Raw genomic sequence first — 15,880 nt, forward strand, 5'->3', positions numbered from 1 at the left:
CGTGCTAAATCGTCTCGAATATTGCAGAGGTCATGCACATTGATAAAGAGACGAATTAGCGCAAGGTGAAGGGAGCAACCTTCACAGTTTTTACCTTTTACTCCTTTTAAATATATACAGTCCCTCATCATCGGTCAAAAAGGCTCATTTCACCTTGCGCGAAAAGAATGCCAGCGCTTTGCGCTGTGTCATTAACCTTTTGCACGATATTCACCTTGCGCAAAAGAAGCGTACTCACTGTGTTCGCTGTCGCTAATCTTTTGCACGATGCTCACCTTGTTAAGAAGTTGCCATGAAACCCTAAAGGAATAGCATAGGGTAACCAAGCCCTGCAAATTGGCCCTGCTGATATGTTTTGTGCGTTGAATATATTTAGGCAAGTACGCTTTGTTGGGATGTGCAGCGCAGTACCAATTAAATAATCACCCTTGGTATTTTCTTGAGTATTCACTAATACGTGTTCTTCCACTAGATAGTCCTTACCATAAGTAAACGTATCTAGGCTATCATTGTCTAAGTTAATTCGTCTAACGCTGTCACTCCAAACATCACTTTCGATGGATGATAAAGTAAATAAATCACGGTTCCTTTTTCCGGTTAATGCACTATAGATACGAGGAAATTCACTGATCCCATCAATAGTATAAGAACTCACTTTTCCATTTCGCAATAAGCTAAATACAACAGACTTAGCCGGTGATATTGGGATATCACGTTCTCCTTGCATCATAGAGGTCATCTGATTAAATACATCCCCATTAGGGTATAAGCTCGCATCAAAATAGATGTTGCCATTTTTATCTTCCCATGCATTGCCAAAATGAAAAACAAATCCAGGGTCCAAGCTATATGTTTTCACGACCTTCAAAGTACTTTTACTGATAATGAGTACTTCCATTGCCTGCTCTGGCGCAAATTGAATTGATGAAAACTGTCCTTCTATCGCTCTATCTCTTTTTAAAGAAGGTAATAAAAGGAGAATGTGCTTTTCGGTGATTAGGAAGTCATGCACCATTCCTCCAGTAAACCGGCTGTTTACCATACCTACATTTTGTAATTTACCTTGGCTATTTAACTGGTATAAAACTATGTGGCCATTGAGTGCGTAGCCAAAATTCCATATCGTGCCATCCGCCTCTACTTTTGGGTGTGCAGAGAAGGGTAAGCCTTTTAAGCTATTTTGATGTTGTGTTCCTTCACCGAGGTTAATAAGTCCTTTAGTTTCGAGTGTGCTCCCATCAATTGCCGTTGCTGAACCTGCTTCCCATAGCGCCCATAATTCCCCGTTAACTGGCAGCACATTTGTATTGGCTGTATTAATTGAGTCAGGGTTGTTGATTGCAAGGCTGTTAGGCAGTTTACTATCTGGTCCAGAAAACAAAAATTTACCGGCTTTCTCTTCAGCTATAAATTTACTTGTTTGTGTAAACTTGCCTTGGTGATGTACTTTTCCTTTTGCAAATTGGAACTGATGGATCATGCCATCACCTTCAAATAAGTGGGTATACCTCTGCTCAGCTCTTTGGTGCCGAGCTGGACCGTTGCGATAAAAACAACCTTTCAGATCTTTTGGTAACTGACCTTCTATTTTCAGTTGATTAGGTGAAAAGTCAGAGTCAGTGCCAAGTACACCTACCAAGTCTGGGTATTTCTCTAATGCAGCTAGAAAGCGTTGTTTGTTTATCTTTAGCGGATCTACATGAGATACACTGCCTTGCATAGCAGCTAGGCAAGGTGTTGAGATAGCCGCATGTGCAATGGGCGCTGCAAGTATGCCTTTAAGTAATTGCCGACGGTCCATAATGTGATCCCTTAATAGCTGATATTGGTGATTTCTAGGTTATTGCCATTTTTGATGGTAATCGCCATGTCTTGATACTTTGGTGGTCCAAATTGCATGGTTGCGTTATTTGAAAAGCCAACTCCTTCAGTTGGGATACCGAAGAAATTCGTATCTAATTTTGCATTGCTATTAACATCATGAAAGAAGCGAATAACGTACTCCCCACTTTCTATATCTGAGAAATTAGCCTTTATTGTGCCGGCTTTAGCTGAGATGATATTCTGAAGGTGGCTTTTACCTGCGTTATAGTTCTGTTCACCTTTAAACAACTCGATATACACTTTTCCCTGTTCATTACTGACATTATTGATTTGTAATTCAAGGTGATTGGCCATGACTGGTGTGCACAATAGGGCCAGGGTTGAGATTAATACCTTCATATGTTCTTCCTTATCTATCTGTTTTATTTGTGCTTATTTGCGCTGGTTGATAAAAACGATAGAATGGATTTTATCCATGAACAATATGAGTTTCGTGGATGAGGCAGCTACTTCGTAGATTAGACTTATTCAGTAGATACTTTTTTGGCGAATCGTGAAATGAAAAAAAATAACTATAAAAATCATGATGAAAGCTTAAGGTGGACAATTCGTAATATTGCTTCTGATAGCACTATTGTTTTGTTATTTGCATGCTTTTTGGCTTTTTTAAAACCCTTTGGTATGGATAACATTAGTTTTGTGTATGCACTGGGCTTTTGGATAAGCATTTGTATGTGTGGTTACCTGGTTTATGCACCTGCATTGACTTTAGGTAGAGCGGCGCTGTCCAGCATTGCGCCTAATTTGAAGGCGAAGAATGTTCTCTCTTTGGTGGTCTCTATTTTATGTGCCAGTTTAATCATGGGGCTTATCACACCATTTATCATTAACCTGTTTTTTTCATTGTCATCAGATTATTGGGATAAAGTTCCTTTTTCTATTATGACTTGCTTGTTTATAGGTGGGGTGATCACTTTAATTAGCGTGACAAAGACTTATGTGCTGCAGCAAAACGCCGTGATCACCTATCAGCAACAGCGTTTAGAGTTAGAGCAACCAGAGGCGACGATATTGCAGCAGAAAATGTTGATGGACTTTATGAGTAAATTGCCTATTGAAAAACGCGGGGAACTAATCTGCTTGCAAATGGATGATCATTATCTGCAAGTACACACAGACAAAGGAAGTCATATGCTTTTAATGCGGTTTAAAGATGCACTAAAGCAATTGGATGGTTATCCAGGTTTTCAAACTCACCGCTCTTGGTGGGTATTCACCAACGCAGTGGTTGCAACAAAGCGCGAAGGACGCCGGCTTATTTTACTAATGAGTAATGGCCTAGAAGTCCCCGTCTCACAAACATTTCTGAGTCAAACAAAAGATAAACTCAATATATCGTAACAGACTGTTCTGGCGATTAAACTCATTGTTAGAACAAGGTGCGACTTGTGTCGCACCTTGTTGCATGTTAAAGTGCGACATATGTCACAGGAGGGGTGTATGTTGAAACCAAACAACACAGAGTTAGTTATATTAAAATTGCTTTGGCAAAAAGAGCCCAGGTCAGCAAGAGAGATCCATGATGCTATTGAAGCTGAATTTGCATGGAGTTACTCATCTACTCGAAAGACGCTTGAGCGCATGGCTGACAAAGGTTTGCTGAGTGTGGGCGAGCAAGGCAATAAAAAAATATTCACCGCTGAAGTAGATAAAATGCCAACGCTGGCGGCGTGTGCGCAAGAGTTTGCGCAGTCAGTTTTTGAATTGGATGGGCCGTTGCCAGTCGCAATGTTTGCAGACAGCCGTTTAATTCAAGAAGATGAGCTGGATGAACTCGAATCATTACTTGAAGAGCTGAACAAGCAAGATAAGAAATAGGTACACGAACATGGATTGGTCACTAATCAGCCCGCTCATGATGTTAGCTTTGTGGCTATTGACGAGTTGTTTATTGCTTAAAATTGGTAAGTATATAGCCGTAAAATACCCAGCTACACCGACAATATGGTGGGTGATATTGGGATTATCTGTATTGCCTATTTTACCGGTGAGCACAAGCTCTGAGATCGGAAAAGTACCAAAAGTGCTGCTTGAGTTTGGTGGATATATTGAGCAAAAGCAGCATCAGGTTGGCCAGCTGTCTGTGCAAGATATACCGCTTTCCTTTGATGTGCTGCTTTACATTATTTTTGCTGTCTATTTAGCTGTTGCTATGCGAAAGCTAAGCAGGCTTCGTAGGAGTTGGTTGAGTATTCGGCGCTTATTGACTACGTCAGAGCCATTTGCACATTCAATGTCAAAGGCGCCTTGTGTACAAATACCCATAACCTGTTCTCCTTTTGTATTTGGGCTGTTCAATAGCAAAATTGTGCTACCGAGTTATTTTTCGCAGCTGAGTGCTGAGCAACAGAACACCTTATTGTGCCATGAAGTGACGCACATACATCATAAAGATCATATTGTATTATTAATGTGGAGCATATTGGGATGTGTTTTTTGGTTTAACCCGTTTATCAAACAGATGGAAAAAGGTTTCATTCATGCGATGGAGTTACGTTGTGATTTGAAAACGCTCAGGGGTTACGACATTAATAAAAAGCACTATGCGACAACCTTGATGACGGTATTAAAGCGTTCGGTTGCGGTTAATTCGGTACCCAGCACGGCAAACTTTTCCTCAGATGCGTTGAGCTTAGAGGATTATAAATTGAGGCTGCAACAGATCATTCAGCCACAAGCCAATAAGCCTGCATACCTCGTTGTCCTTTTACTTTCTATCTCCATTGTATTGGGCTTTGCGAATATAAAAGCGGCGCCAGCATTATACTCAGCAACTGAGCAGTGGCAGAACCCACTTACTGATTTTCGGATCAGTTCATATTATGGGCATATATCTGAATTTAGACATTCCAAGCCCCACGGTGGTATTGATTTAGTTGCGCCTGTAGGTACCCCAGTCAAAGCGGTATCTAGTGGTATTGTTGTTATTGCAGATGCGACTACGCTATCTGCTAATCTAGGCAATGTCGTCCTTGTGCAGCATAAAAATGGTTACCAAAGCCTATACGCACACTTAGATAAGATCACTGTTGAACAAGGCATGCAGATCAAAGCCGGAAGTAAGCTAGGTACTTTAGGCGCTACGGGGCGTGTGACCGGAGCGCATTTACACTTCGAACTGCTACATCAGGAGCAGCGGATAAACCCGTTGGCTATTCTAGAGCTAAAATAACCATGATAAAAAATAGTATATTGATTACTGCAGCCTTAGTTGTAGGGGGTGCTTGCACCTCAGAGAATGTAGATAAAGTCGAATATAAACAAACACCAGGTGACCACACGCCTATCGAGGAGACTACCAGTAAAATAACAGAAGCGTCTATCAAGACCGAAGGAGCGCCATCTCAGATAGTAAGGGTAGATGCTGGAGAAAATCTATTGGGTGTCCTAAAGCGCTTTAATGTAACGACATCACAAGTCATTTCGTTGATTAGTGCAGTTAAACCATGGCTGGACCTTAATAAGTTAGCTACGGGCCAGGTGATTCAAGTGACGCTAAATGAAAATGATGACTTTAAAGCCATTTCTATCGGTGTGAAGTTTGCCACAATTATTACGGCTACATTAGCGGAGCAGGGCTGGCAAGTTACAGAGTCACAGCTTGAGACTGAGTTTGTCGATAGGCATATTCAAGTAAATATTGGTCGCAGCCTTTACAATAGCGCATTGGATACCGGTATGGATGCTGAGGTAATTCAAAGAGCTATTGCGGTTCTTTCTTATCAAGTTGATTTCCAAAGATCTTTACAAGAAACGGATGTTTTTGAAGTTATCTATCAATCTACTCAGCTTATCAATCCTCATGTTTTATCAAGTGAAAGTGATTTAAGTAAGGTTCGGTATATCAAGTTAACGGTTTCAGGTCAGGTACATGCTCTTTATCTCTTTGAAGAGAGCGACGATAAATACGAGCGGTTCTATTATGCTGACGGGCGACCTGTGCAAAGCTTTTTACTCAAAACCCCGCTGAATGGCGCGCGGTTATCATCTACTTTTGGACATCGTAAACATCCGATACTCGGTTTTACAAGGCTGCATAAAGGACTCGATTTTGCGGCCACTGTGGGCACGTCTGTCTTCGCTGCTGGGGATGGAAAAATACTAAAAGCAAATTGGGGGGGCAGTTTTGGTAATCGAGTTACCATCAAGCATGCCAATGGATATAAAACGCTATACGCACATTTACGAAGCTTCGCTAAAGGTTTAAAAGCGGGGCAGTTCGTCAAGCAAGGGCAGGTCATTGGGTATTTGGGTAATACTGGACTATCACAAGCCCCACATCTCCATTATGAAGTACACAAAGATGGACATGCAATTAATCCATTGAAACTCAATATGCCTCAACTTGCTGAACAAACACTTTCCGGTATGGAATTAGCAGCCTTTCTAAATACGGTAAGCCGTATTGAGGGTCAATTACAGCAGCGTCATAAGCTGCAAAATGAATCATCAGAACTCGTTTTTAATTATATTCTTAAGGAGAACCTTCAATAATGTATAAAAGATTTATATTTATTTTGATGCCTTTATTGTTTGTTATGCAGGCGTTCGCAAATGAGCCATTTACCATTCAGAATACGCACACAATACAAGTGACATCCAAAATTAATCAACAAAGCTATGAGCTCTATGTGCGATTACCTAAAGGTTATAACAAATCAAAGCGCCATTATCCGCTTGTCTTAATTAATGATACTAGCTACTCCATTGCAACTGCCAGTGGCGTTTTGCATTTAATTGAAGGTAGAGATATTGAAGAAGTCGTCGTCGTTGGTGTCTCTTACTCCAAAGGAACCAACCCACTAATTAGCAGGACTCGTGACTATACTCCTACTTTCGCGCCTGATGAGGCCATGGGACACTCCAAAGAAGCGCAACAAGTATCGGGGCAAGCAAAAAATTATGTGAAGTTTATCGAAACACAAGTATTACCATTGGTAATAAGTCAATATCGTATTGATAGCTCGCGCAAAACTTTCGTAGGCCATTCATACGGTGGGTTATTAGGCACTTATATTTTGCTACATCAACCGGAGCTATTTAGCTCTTATATCTTGGGCAGCCCGTCATTTTGGTATGACAATAAGGTGATATTTGAGATGGAGAAAAGCTATGCAAAGCGCAATAGCGCGCTACCTGCGACAGTACGTTATTTTATAGGAGGTAATGAAGGTTGGATGGTGACGGACTTGAAGGAGTTTATTAGTGTACTAGATAAACGTCAGTATAAAGATTTTGACTATCAACATACGGTGATCCCAAATATGTCTCATTTTAGTGTATTTGCGCTATTGCTAACGGAGGGGTTAATTAGCTTATACGGTAAATAGTCAAAAGAGATGCTGATCGCTACCCCTCTGATCAGCATCATCTTTTTCAAATATCAAGCTTTGTAATATCCTGTTTTTTGCATGTAAATAATTTGTATGCAAAATAATTGTGTGATCATTAGATGATGCTTTGTGAAAAAGTGTCAATAAGAAATTATTTTTAAGTTTTAAAATTTTAATGCGTATCATTCACTAAATAAATTCTTAAGTAGATGTTTATTAAGTACAAATTCCAAATTGAGGGACTAGGTTAAACTGAAGATTGTAAATATAACTGTATATTTATAAAGAGATTTTCAACTTGTCACATCATTGTTTAGGTTGAATTATTAAGGTTTTCCTTGGTACACTTGATGTGTCAAAACTTTTATAAATATTTACATATTTAGCATTATTGGTGCCAGTTTTCAGTCCATCTTGTGCGTTAAACTTTAGTTAGGAATAGTTTGTTGCAAAAGGATAGTATCAGAGCTTCACTTGGGGAATTTGTCATTGATTTAGGGCAAAGTCTGCTTTTTTTAAAAGGTGAAGAGGTTTCAGTAGAACCTAAAGTCATGGAGTTATTACTATACCTCTACGATTGTCGTGGCCGCTATGTCACGGTCGAAGAGTTACATGATCATGTTTGGGCAGATCGTGTAGTCACTGACACCGCTGTGAGAGGGACTGTTAAAAAGCTCCGGGTGATCCTCTCTGATGATGACTTGAATAATCCAAAATATATCAAATCCGTTGCAAAGAGAGGATATAAATTAGTCTGTGAGACTAAAGTACTGTTTGATGAGGATGAACACCCGCCTACGTCTAGTATTGAATCCTCTAATTCTAACCTCAAGTCAAATTCACGTAGCCAAGAAAATATAAAGCCTCAAAAAAGGTCATTTTTAGCTGCTTTACTGTCGCTGTTTTTTATTTTGTTGACTGTAAGCTTTATGGCTTCCGAATATATTTATAATGATACGCACCTAATAGGGAAAGAGCACCTTACCGAATTTAAGGGAGAAAAAAAATCACTAGCTATATCCTCTGACGGGCGCTTTATCGCTTTTACAGGTAGGTATAGTGAAGACGGCCTCAGCCAAGTGTATCTGCTAGATAAGCAAGAAGGGGTTACACGGCAGCTTACCACGCGCGCATCTAATGCGCGTTTTATCAGTTTTGCACAAAATGACAAAGTGTTGGTATTCACTGATACTGTCACTGGTGCTTCTGCACTTAAACTTTTGCCATTAACGGTCTCAGACCCTGAAAGTGCTATGGTGACGCTGTTGGAAAATAAATTTCTAATCAGTGGTGTTGCATCTGGTAGAGTGCCATCTGAAATACTTGTTCAACTGGCAGAGGATGCTGAGGCAGCACTTGTGCTGTATGCAATGGACCTAGAATCTCTTAACTTAACTCGGCTTGTGACACCTACTCACAGAGGTGAATATATAGTGGGTGGAGCAGTATCTCCTGATAAATCACGATTAATGACCATCGTTGTCCAGTCAGGTAAATACCAACTAGTCATTCATGATTTTACCACTCAGTTAGACAGTGTATTGAGTGAACAAAATCGAAGAATAGACGGTGCTGTTTGGTTGAATGATGAGGAAGCTTTATTCCTTGATACCGAAGGCTTGCACGTCATTAATGTTAACACGGCTGAAAGTAAGCAAGTGTATGAAAATTTAAGTGGTTTGGTCAGAGAGATTGCAGCTTCTCAAACTGGCCATGTGGTGGCTATTGAAAAGTCTCAAGAGCGCGCTAACAGGTTGTATATTGAGCGCGCATTGAGTGGTTCTGGTGATGTTAGTAGAGTTATTAATACTGCCCCTGAGATCACATCTATGTTGTTCGACCCACAAGATGAGCAGATGCGATGGGTAAGGGTGAAAAAGAACAACATTAATTATGTTGGTCACTTTAATATTAAAAATGACGACATTTCAATGCATTACCAGACGACGGGGCTACTTGAAATACTAGATGTCGCCCAAGACAATCAACATATATTGGTCAAAGAAAATCATCGTTTAGCAATTTTGGATATTCATACTGGCACATTGCTTTACTTAACTGCCGACTCGAGTGTCTCGAGTGACGCCGTATTTTATCAAGATAGTAAATATGTGCTTTTTGGGATGCAGGTTGCAGGAGAGTGGGAGATCCAAAAATATGACCTTAATAAGGCGACAACAGATGTATTTCTCCGTAACTTTAGGTCAATTAGGCCTGCTAATACAGGTTTTATTGCCGCGAACAGTGCAGGCGATTTATATCATTTAGCTTCATTGCAGTCTATTGCTGAACCACTTGGCCATCAAATTAGTTATGAGTTTATTTCTCGGTGGCACGTCAAACAAAATACTGTCATTTGGACTGATTTTGATTATTTAAAAAGTTATGTGCACTTTATTGATATAGAGACAAAAGAGCATGTCGTTATTGAAGATTTATTCTATAGCATGTACCCGAGAATATCAGTGGATAAAGTTGGTGAGCATGTCGTATATCTCTCGGTACAGATAAATGACTCTGCCATTCAACAGTTATTCTTTGATTGAATCACTTATCTCCACCCCCTTATTACAATCCTAAATACGAGAAAAATAATGAGTACCTTAAAACTATTGAGCTTTACTATTTTTATTGCGGTTATGTCGAGCCCAGCTTATTCCTTACAAATGACTTCCCCTGAGGAGTGTAAAATTACACAAGAGTGTACAGATCCTGTTACCCCATTTGGAAGTGGCAAAGGTAAAGGGGGCGTAGACAAGCCTTCTAAATAGACCGCCCTAATATGACTACTGCTTGTTTTGCAAGAATGCTTGTTAGTAAGTAGTAGTTTCCCCTCTCATTTTTTTAAAATTTAAATTATATAAATATATGATTTAAAAGCTTACTTTTTAGGTTATAAAAAAGCAATGCGTTAGTTGTTGGTGTTCGGTGCACATTTTAATAACTTGGTTAGCGCAGCAAGGAGTGGGCACTTGGTAGTGTGATTCGCCTCCAGTTTTTTGTACGGATGCAGAAATATATTGGAGGTTGAATCGCCAAACCTGAATCAAATTTAACAGGATTTGATGCAATGAGTCAGCCAGGATGCAATGAGTCAGCCAGGATGCAATGAGTCAGCCAGGATGCAAGTGAGTCAGCCAGGATGCAAGTGAGTCAGCTAGGATGCAAGTGAGTCAGCTAGGATGCAAGTGAGTCAGCTAGGATGCAATTGAGTCAGCCAGGATGCAAGTGAGTCAGCCAGGATATAGGTTAATCCACTGGGAAGTCTCACAGCTAATAGAAATAAAAAGAATAAGCCAGCTTATGTAAGAGAGAAGTACACTTCCCTCCCCGTTTGGGAAAGTGGTGAAGCCAAAAATCCATTGGCTAAACTGAGAGTAGAATCTGGGGATGTTTGCTAATTTCAAGGATGGTCGCCACGTATGCGTAGTTCACCATTACTTGGTGTTGTCATATGACCGCAAGGAGAGCGGTACTGGCTTTTATTCTTTTCGTTTTTCTGTAAGTGTTTCGCTTTACTTCACTTCAAATTATCATTCAATCAGTTTATTTTTTGATTGGCTTTTTATGAATGTACACCTACCTATCCAGAGCATTTTTCCTCTATGTCAGGGGGAAAAGCTGAGGAAAAATTCAGCTTTTCAATGAAGGGACGCTATCTATTGTCCTATCTCTCTTGTCGGCGTGATTGTGATTGGGTTGCTTTTTGACCTCGCGATTTTGGCTTTATAGCCTGCTTTGAACCGTGCGTTGAGTTGTCAGTGTTTGTTTTTGCTCTGCGCGGTGGCCGGTTCTTTTTGACTGGGCTTTTTGTCTTTACTGGATCTTTTGACTTGGTAAAGTGCTGAGCACTGTCTGTGGTATTTTGCTGCTTTTTTTTGGGCTTTTTGGGTTTTTTTGGTTTAATGGGCCTAGTATCTAGCGCTTTTTCAGGCACTGGGTTTTGAGGTACAAACCCTGATTCTTCCGCTCTAGGGATGAGTGCGCCAATAAAGCGCTCAATACCATACAGATCATCAGCATCTGCAAGTGTTACAAATGACACAGCCACACCTTCTGCACCTGCACGACCGGTACGCCCAATTCTGTGTACATAGTCTTCATAAGTGTTAGGCAAATCGTAATTGACTACATAGGGAAGCTCACTAATATCAAGACCACGAGCCACAATGTCGGTGGCAACAAGCACATTGATTTCACCTGTTTTAAAGCCATTTAATGCTTTTACCCTTGCGCCTTGGGATTTATTACCGTGTATTGCTGCTGCACTGATATGATTTTTCTCAAGATAAGTAACTAAGCGATTCGCACCGTGCTTAGTACGACAAAAAACCAAGACCTGCTGCCACTTTTTATTCAAAACAAAATGACTTAAGAGTTTGTTTTTTTGAGATTTATCTAGAGCATATGCGCTTTGAATTACCGTTTTGGCAGCTGTGTTTTCTGCGGCAACAGAAATCTCAACAGGCGCTGCAAAGAGGGTTTTTGCTAATGCGCGAATTGGGTCAGAAAAAGTAGCGGAAAAAAGTAAGTTTTGACGTTTCTTAGGTAACAGGCTGATGATTTTTTTAAGATCATGAATAAAGCCCATATCCAGCATACGGTCCGCTTCGTCCAAGACTAATGTAGTGAGCTCTGTGAATTTCACCGCATTTTGCTGGTATAGGTCGAGTAGCCTACCCGGCGTAGCAATTAAGATATCAACGCCTTTTCTCAAGCGCATCATCTGTGGGTTTATTTTCACCCCGCCATATACAACAGTGCTACGAATTCTAGTACCTGCGCTATAAGTTTCTACGCTCTCGGCTATCTGAATCGCGAGCTCGCGTGTGGGTGCTAAGACTAACACACGAGCTTGGTTAGCGTGAGGTTGCTGAGAGGCTAACAGTTTTTCGATTAAAGGTAAGGTAAACGCGGCTGTTTTACCCGTGCCTGTTTGCGCGGCTGCCATGACATCCTCACCAGTTAGAACGGCTGGGATTGCTTGCTGTTGGATTGGAGTCGGTGATTGATACCCTTTAGACTGAAGTGTATCTAACAGTACTTGAGATAGCCCAAGTTGGGAAAAATTCATGCAAGTTCTCTTCTGTTTGGCCAAAGTGCAGCTCGGCCTTTGCTTTAATCTGATGTTGAGCGACGGTAATATCGCAAGTTAGCGATAATAGCAGAGAAGCGGGTATCTGCCGAATGAATTGTGATATGGCTAAGGATCGGTGAGAGACTAATTTTTGTTAAAAATGCTGTGTTCTTGATGCCTTTATCTATACTTGCAGGTGACATGGAAGATAGGGGGTAAGCATGGACATAACACATCGTCATTATGCTGGGACGTTGCAAGGACTTGTGGTGTTACTTGGGTTTAGCTTAACTGGATTTTTAGGTTATGCCTTATACGCGGATCAACAGCGTTTAATTACCCAAGAATTTAATCAAGAATATCTTTTGCGTGTTGACTCCTTTAAGCAGAGTGTACTGAATCGCTTAGCAACATTGCATAGCTTGGCAGTGTTATTTGAAACTCAGCCAAATGTAACTAAGCCTTTATTTAAGAAGGTTGCCGCGGAGCTTATTGCTCATCACCCTGATATTCAAGCCTTGGAGTGGGCGCCAAGGGTGGAGCATGTAAATCGTTTGCCTTTTGAGCAAGGTGGTCTAAATCACCACTCCCACTTTTCAATCACAGAACGACATCCCTCAGGTACTATGCAGTACGCAACAGAGCGGTCAGAATATTATCCAATTCAGTTTGTAGAGCCGATTTACAATAATGAGATTGTACTGGGGTTTGATTTATTATCTGACTCGCACAGGAAATCCACTATTCAGGCTTCAAGAGATCTTGCGCTACCGCTTGCTACATCAAGTCTTAAATTGGTTCAAGATCCCAAAGGACACAGTGCATTTTTAGCAATGCGGCCGGTGTATCTTGATAGGCCGATTACAGTGCTTGAAAAAAGAGCGCGTATTCTCGGTTTTGTTGTCGGAGTGTTTAAAGTACAGGCTTTGCTTGCACAGTCCAAGCTTGGTAAAAATGAGGGCGATATGGCTTTTACAATTAAGGATGTGACAGAACAAACGCCTCAAGAGTTGCATGTGGAGGGAACATTAGAGGCGGGTATACCACCAGTTATTGTCTGGATTGAAGTGTGGGGGCGAGACTGGCAAATAAGCGCGACGCCCTCTTCTCAATTCATCGCAAGTCGCACTTCTGCAATGCCCTATATCGTGTTGGTTATTGGATTTTTATCGACGATCCTGACTGTGCTATATGTTCGCTTGTTATATCGTAAGCAACTGGCCATAGCGCAAGCTGTGAGAGCAAAAACATATGAGTTAGATAAAGCGAATGCGCAATTGCAGGTACTCACGCAAGTGGATGGTTTAACACAGGTTTCGAATCGACGCTTTTTCGACTTACAATTGCAAAAGGAGTTTCGCCGAGCTGCGCGTATTGCGAGTCCCATCAGTTTGCTGGTGGTTGATATTGATTATTTTAAAGAATATAACGACCGCTATGGACACATAATGGGAGATGAATGTCTTCGCAGTGTTGCGCAAGCCTTGAATGCTTTGGCAAAGCGTCCCTGTGATGTGTTTGCACGTATTGGTGGTGAAGAGTTTGTCTTTATTTTGCCAGATACAGAACGAGTAGATTCGCTCTGTGACCAATGCTTAGAGGTCGTTCAAGGGCTAAAAATAAGACATGAAGGATCTGATGCGTCGAAGTTTGTGTCTGTCAGTATCGGTGGTGCAGTGATGCGCCCGAGTAGTCATGAAAGCGCCGAAATTGCACTGAATCATGCTGATCGAGCAATGTATACGGCCAAAGAAAATGGCCGTAATTGCGCGCATGTCGTGAATTTGGTTAAACCTAACTCTCCACAGGTACCGATGAGTATTGTTGATTAGTATGTTGCGCACTTGGGTTATGTGCAATCCATGTGATGATTAATAAGTTACAAATAAACCAAATGTCTTTGATAATAAATTGGCCTGTGCCAGTTAGCAGTGTGGTTGCACTGAGTGCGCCCGGAGTTGTGAATAGGAAAGTTTGCGTCATGACGAAGACCGCACCGCAGCCAAGAATGGCAACGTTCACTAATACCTTGCTTTGATGAGCCAACGCGACTGCGAGTAATCCCGCGATAAATAAGTCGTAGATGCCAATGACGTTTGATGCCATTTGTAGTGACATCAAGTCATACATCCATGACATAAATGGCGAGTGATTTACTAGCGTCTCTATCCCTTTCGCTTCAAATTCAAAAAACTTCATGCTGCCTATCCACACAAGTACCAGTGCGACAGGGAAAAAGTTGAACCAGAGATGTTGATTATCAGTCAATTTATCACGTAAAAATAGATAAGTTGCAATAGGCAATAGCGCGAAATATTTGATGATCCCTTGTCCGGAGCCAATAACAGGAAATCCACCAAGGGAAGATATCCAGCGGGTTTCAGAAAATAAAGAGAGTAAAAATAGAGCGCTAAGCACAAATAATCCGATGCCAGCTGCTTTTTTTAGCACGGAGTGCTGAAAGATAAGCATTGCGCTAATTATCACAATCACGCCACCGAGTAATTGTGCCGCGTGTATCTGTGATAAAATGTTGTCTAAGAAATAAAGCTGTGTAATGGCGTGTACATAGCGATCGTTGCCGCCTAGCATCATTGATAACCCGAAAATAAATAAGCTAAAAGCCAATGAACCGGTCACCAAATTTATAAGCATTTTATGTTGCATATGAACTCCAAGAATATGAACTATTCTTAAAGACCGCATCAAGTGGATATATATTTCAATTGTCGTGAAGTAAAACACATCCTCAGTAGTATTTTTCAATGCGAATACAGTTTTACTTATTGATACTAGGGGGAGTGAATAGCTTGAGTACTTTGGGCTTGGGTCAATATGGCTTGGTATTCACCGCTCTCTTTGATTTTTTGCATTCCCTCATTAAAGGTTTTTAACAATTCGATTGAACCCTCTTTGTCTTTTGGAAATAACAGGTGCAATGTCCCTGTCATGAGCGGTGTAGTGTGGTAACTGAGCTGATGCTTTTCATCTGGGTAGTTTTGTTCTAACAAATAGGTTGCAGGCAGTAACCCCATGGGGAAAAGGTCAATTCTCCCTTTGAGTAACATTGAGAGGTTTTGCTCATCTCGGGTCATGACATTGATATCTAAGAAACCGGTATTTGCCAATTGCCAAAACTCTTGTGTATAACTGTAGCCCCGAGTTGCGCCGATGCGGTATTTATCTAGCTCCGGCAGGGAACGCCAAGGAGGAACGGGATTATTTTTATTGTAAAAAAACACTGCGGTCTCTTCATACAGTGCGGTACTACAAAAATAATCTTGTTGCCTCTTATCCGTGCAAAACCAAAATGCAGATGCATCATAGTTTATTTTTTCGGACTCTTTAAAGCTGCGGGCCCATGGCATAAAGACAAATTTGACCTGAATATTTTGCTTGGCAAAGGCTTTTCGAAGGATTTGTGGCACGAGTCCCTGATGCACTAAGCTTTTTCCAGAGTAGGGAGGGTATTCACCAATCGTAATCGTCAGGGTGCGTGCATGTAGTGAATGACTCACCATTAAAAAAGTCAGATTTAAAAATAGTATTGTGAAAACCGAGAGCTTGGTCGTTGTCATAAGCGTTG

General features: G+C 41.0%; 13 protein-coding genes. 8 read left to right on the forward strand and 5 right to left on the reverse strand.

Features of this window, described 5'->3' with window-relative positions; genetic code table 11:
- Nucleotides 1–271: 271 nt before the first annotated feature.
- Both L1077_RS19305 and L1077_RS19310 read right to left on the reverse strand, forming a co-directional pair.
- Entirely contained in the window at nucleotides 272–1,801 is a 1,530-nt protein-coding gene (locus tag L1077_RS19305; protein ID WP_237138556.1) for a carotenoid oxygenase family protein, read from the reverse strand.
- Between the two features lie 11 nt (nucleotides 1,802–1,812).
- Nucleotides 1,813–2,223: a DUF2141 domain-containing protein gene (locus tag L1077_RS19310; RefSeq protein ID WP_237138557.1), complete on the reverse strand. Its 411-nt coding sequence runs from the start codon at nucleotides 2,221–2,223 to the stop codon at nucleotides 1,813–1,815.
- Between the two features lie 159 nt (nucleotides 2,224–2,382).
- Between L1077_RS19310 and L1077_RS19315 the strand changes: the two genes are divergently transcribed.
- From L1077_RS19315 to L1077_RS19345, 7 genes are all read left to right on the forward strand, one after another.
- Nucleotides 2,383–3,225, forward strand: a complete 843-nt coding sequence (locus L1077_RS19315) for a LytTR family DNA-binding domain-containing protein (protein WP_237138558.1) — start codon at nucleotides 2,383–2,385, stop codon at nucleotides 3,223–3,225.
- A gap of 99 nt (nucleotides 3,226–3,324) precedes the next feature.
- Complete coding sequence (locus L1077_RS19320) at nucleotides 3,325–3,702, forward strand: BlaI/MecI/CopY family transcriptional regulator (RefSeq protein WP_343222245.1); 378 nt, start codon at nucleotides 3,325–3,327, stop codon at nucleotides 3,700–3,702.
- 10 nt (nucleotides 3,703–3,712) lie between these two features.
- Nucleotides 3,713–5,056: a M23/M56 family metallopeptidase gene (locus L1077_RS19325; protein WP_237138559.1), complete on the forward strand. Its 1,344-nt coding sequence runs from the start codon at nucleotides 3,713–3,715 to the stop codon at nucleotides 5,054–5,056.
- 2 nt (nucleotides 5,057–5,058) lie between these two features.
- Complete coding sequence (locus L1077_RS19330; protein WP_237138560.1) at nucleotides 5,059–6,378, forward strand: M23 family metallopeptidase; 1,320 nt, start codon at nucleotides 5,059–5,061, stop codon at nucleotides 6,376–6,378.
- Nucleotides 6,378–7,214, forward strand: coding sequence for an alpha/beta hydrolase (locus L1077_RS19335; RefSeq protein WP_237138561.1), 837 nt, complete (start codon nucleotides 6,378–6,380; stop codon nucleotides 7,212–7,214). Before L1077_RS19330 ends, L1077_RS19335 begins: the two co-directional genes overlap by 1 nt.
- Before the next feature lie 449 nt (nucleotides 7,215–7,663).
- Nucleotides 7,664–9,763 carry a winged helix-turn-helix domain-containing protein gene (locus L1077_RS19340; protein WP_237138562.1) on the forward strand — a complete coding sequence of 700 codons (2,100 nt, stop codon included), beginning with the start codon at nucleotides 7,664–7,666 and terminating at the stop codon, nucleotides 9,761–9,763.
- Between the two features lie 48 nt (nucleotides 9,764–9,811).
- Entirely contained in the window at nucleotides 9,812–9,988 is a 177-nt protein-coding gene (locus L1077_RS19345) for a hypothetical protein (protein ID WP_237138563.1), read from the forward strand.
- Nucleotides 9,989–10,884: 896 nt separating this feature from the next.
- Here the strand turns inward: L1077_RS19345 and L1077_RS19350 are convergent.
- On the reverse strand, nucleotides 10,885–12,291 hold the full coding sequence (locus L1077_RS19350; RefSeq protein WP_237138564.1) for a DEAD/DEAH box helicase: 1,407 nt from the start codon (nucleotides 12,289–12,291) through the stop codon (nucleotides 10,885–10,887).
- A gap of 224 nt (nucleotides 12,292–12,515) precedes the next feature.
- On the opposite strand from L1077_RS19350, the gene L1077_RS19355 reads away from it, so the two are divergent.
- Nucleotides 12,516–14,126 carry a CHASE domain-containing protein gene (locus L1077_RS19355; RefSeq protein ID WP_237138565.1) on the forward strand — a complete coding sequence of 537 codons (1,611 nt, stop codon included), beginning with the start codon at nucleotides 12,516–12,518 and terminating at the stop codon, nucleotides 14,124–14,126.
- On the opposite strand, the gene L1077_RS19360 is transcribed toward L1077_RS19355, so the two are convergent.
- Both L1077_RS19360 and L1077_RS19365 read right to left on the reverse strand, forming a co-directional pair.
- Nucleotides 14,089–14,961, reverse strand: coding sequence for a DUF417 family protein (locus L1077_RS19360; protein WP_237138566.1), 873 nt, complete (start codon nucleotides 14,959–14,961; stop codon nucleotides 14,089–14,091). The two genes, L1077_RS19355 and L1077_RS19360, sit on opposite strands and share 38 nt — an antisense overlap.
- Before the next feature lie 125 nt (nucleotides 14,962–15,086).
- The gene (locus tag L1077_RS19365) at nucleotides 15,087–15,872 is read right to left on the reverse strand and encodes a substrate-binding periplasmic protein (RefSeq protein ID WP_237138567.1); all 786 of its coding nucleotides are present in this window, start codon (nucleotides 15,870–15,872) and stop codon (nucleotides 15,087–15,089) included.
- Between the last annotated feature and the right edge of the window lie 8 nt (nucleotides 15,873–15,880).

This window comes from Pseudoalteromonas luteoviolacea, from assembly GCF_021654285.1.
In the GTDB taxonomy this organism is placed as follows: Bacteria; Pseudomonadota; Gammaproteobacteria; order Enterobacterales; family Alteromonadaceae; genus Pseudoalteromonas; species Pseudoalteromonas luteoviolacea_J.

Bases quoted from the DNA above. Each gene is read 5' to 3' on its own strand.
- L1077_RS19330 (WP_237138560.1), top strand. From the start codon at position 5,059: ATGATAAAAAATAGTATATTGATTACTGCAGCCTTAGTTGTAGGGGGT.
- L1077_RS19310 (WP_237138557.1), bottom strand. From the start codon at position 2,223: ATGAAGGTATTAATCTCAACCCTGGCCCTATTGTGCACACCAGTCATG.
- L1077_RS19320 (WP_343222245.1), top strand. From the start codon at position 3,325: ATGTTGAAACCAAACAACACAGAGTTAGTTATATTAAAATTGCTTTGG.
- L1077_RS19345 (WP_237138563.1), top strand. From the start codon at position 9,812: ATGAGTACCTTAAAACTATTGAGCTTTACTATTTTTATTGCGGTTATG.
- L1077_RS19355 (WP_237138565.1), top strand. From the start codon at position 12,516: ATGGACATAACACATCGTCATTATGCTGGGACGTTGCAAGGACTTGTG.
- L1077_RS19350 (WP_237138564.1), bottom strand. From the start codon at position 12,291: ATGAATTTTTCCCAACTTGGGCTATCTCAAGTACTGTTAGATACACTT.
- L1077_RS19315 (WP_237138558.1), top strand. From the start codon at position 2,383: ATGAAAAAAAATAACTATAAAAATCATGATGAAAGCTTAAGGTGGACA.
- L1077_RS19325 (WP_237138559.1), top strand. From the start codon at position 3,713: ATGGATTGGTCACTAATCAGCCCGCTCATGATGTTAGCTTTGTGGCTA.
- L1077_RS19335 (WP_237138561.1), top strand. From the start codon at position 6,378: ATGTATAAAAGATTTATATTTATTTTGATGCCTTTATTGTTTGTTATG.
- L1077_RS19365 (WP_237138567.1), bottom strand. From the start codon at position 15,872: ATGACAACGACCAAGCTCTCGGTTTTCACAATACTATTTTTAAATCTG.
- L1077_RS19360 (WP_237138566.1), bottom strand. From the start codon at position 14,961: ATGCAACATAAAATGCTTATAAATTTGGTGACCGGTTCATTGGCTTTT.
- L1077_RS19305 (WP_237138556.1), bottom strand. From the start codon at position 1,801: ATGGACCGTCGGCAATTACTTAAAGGCATACTTGCAGCGCCCATTGCA.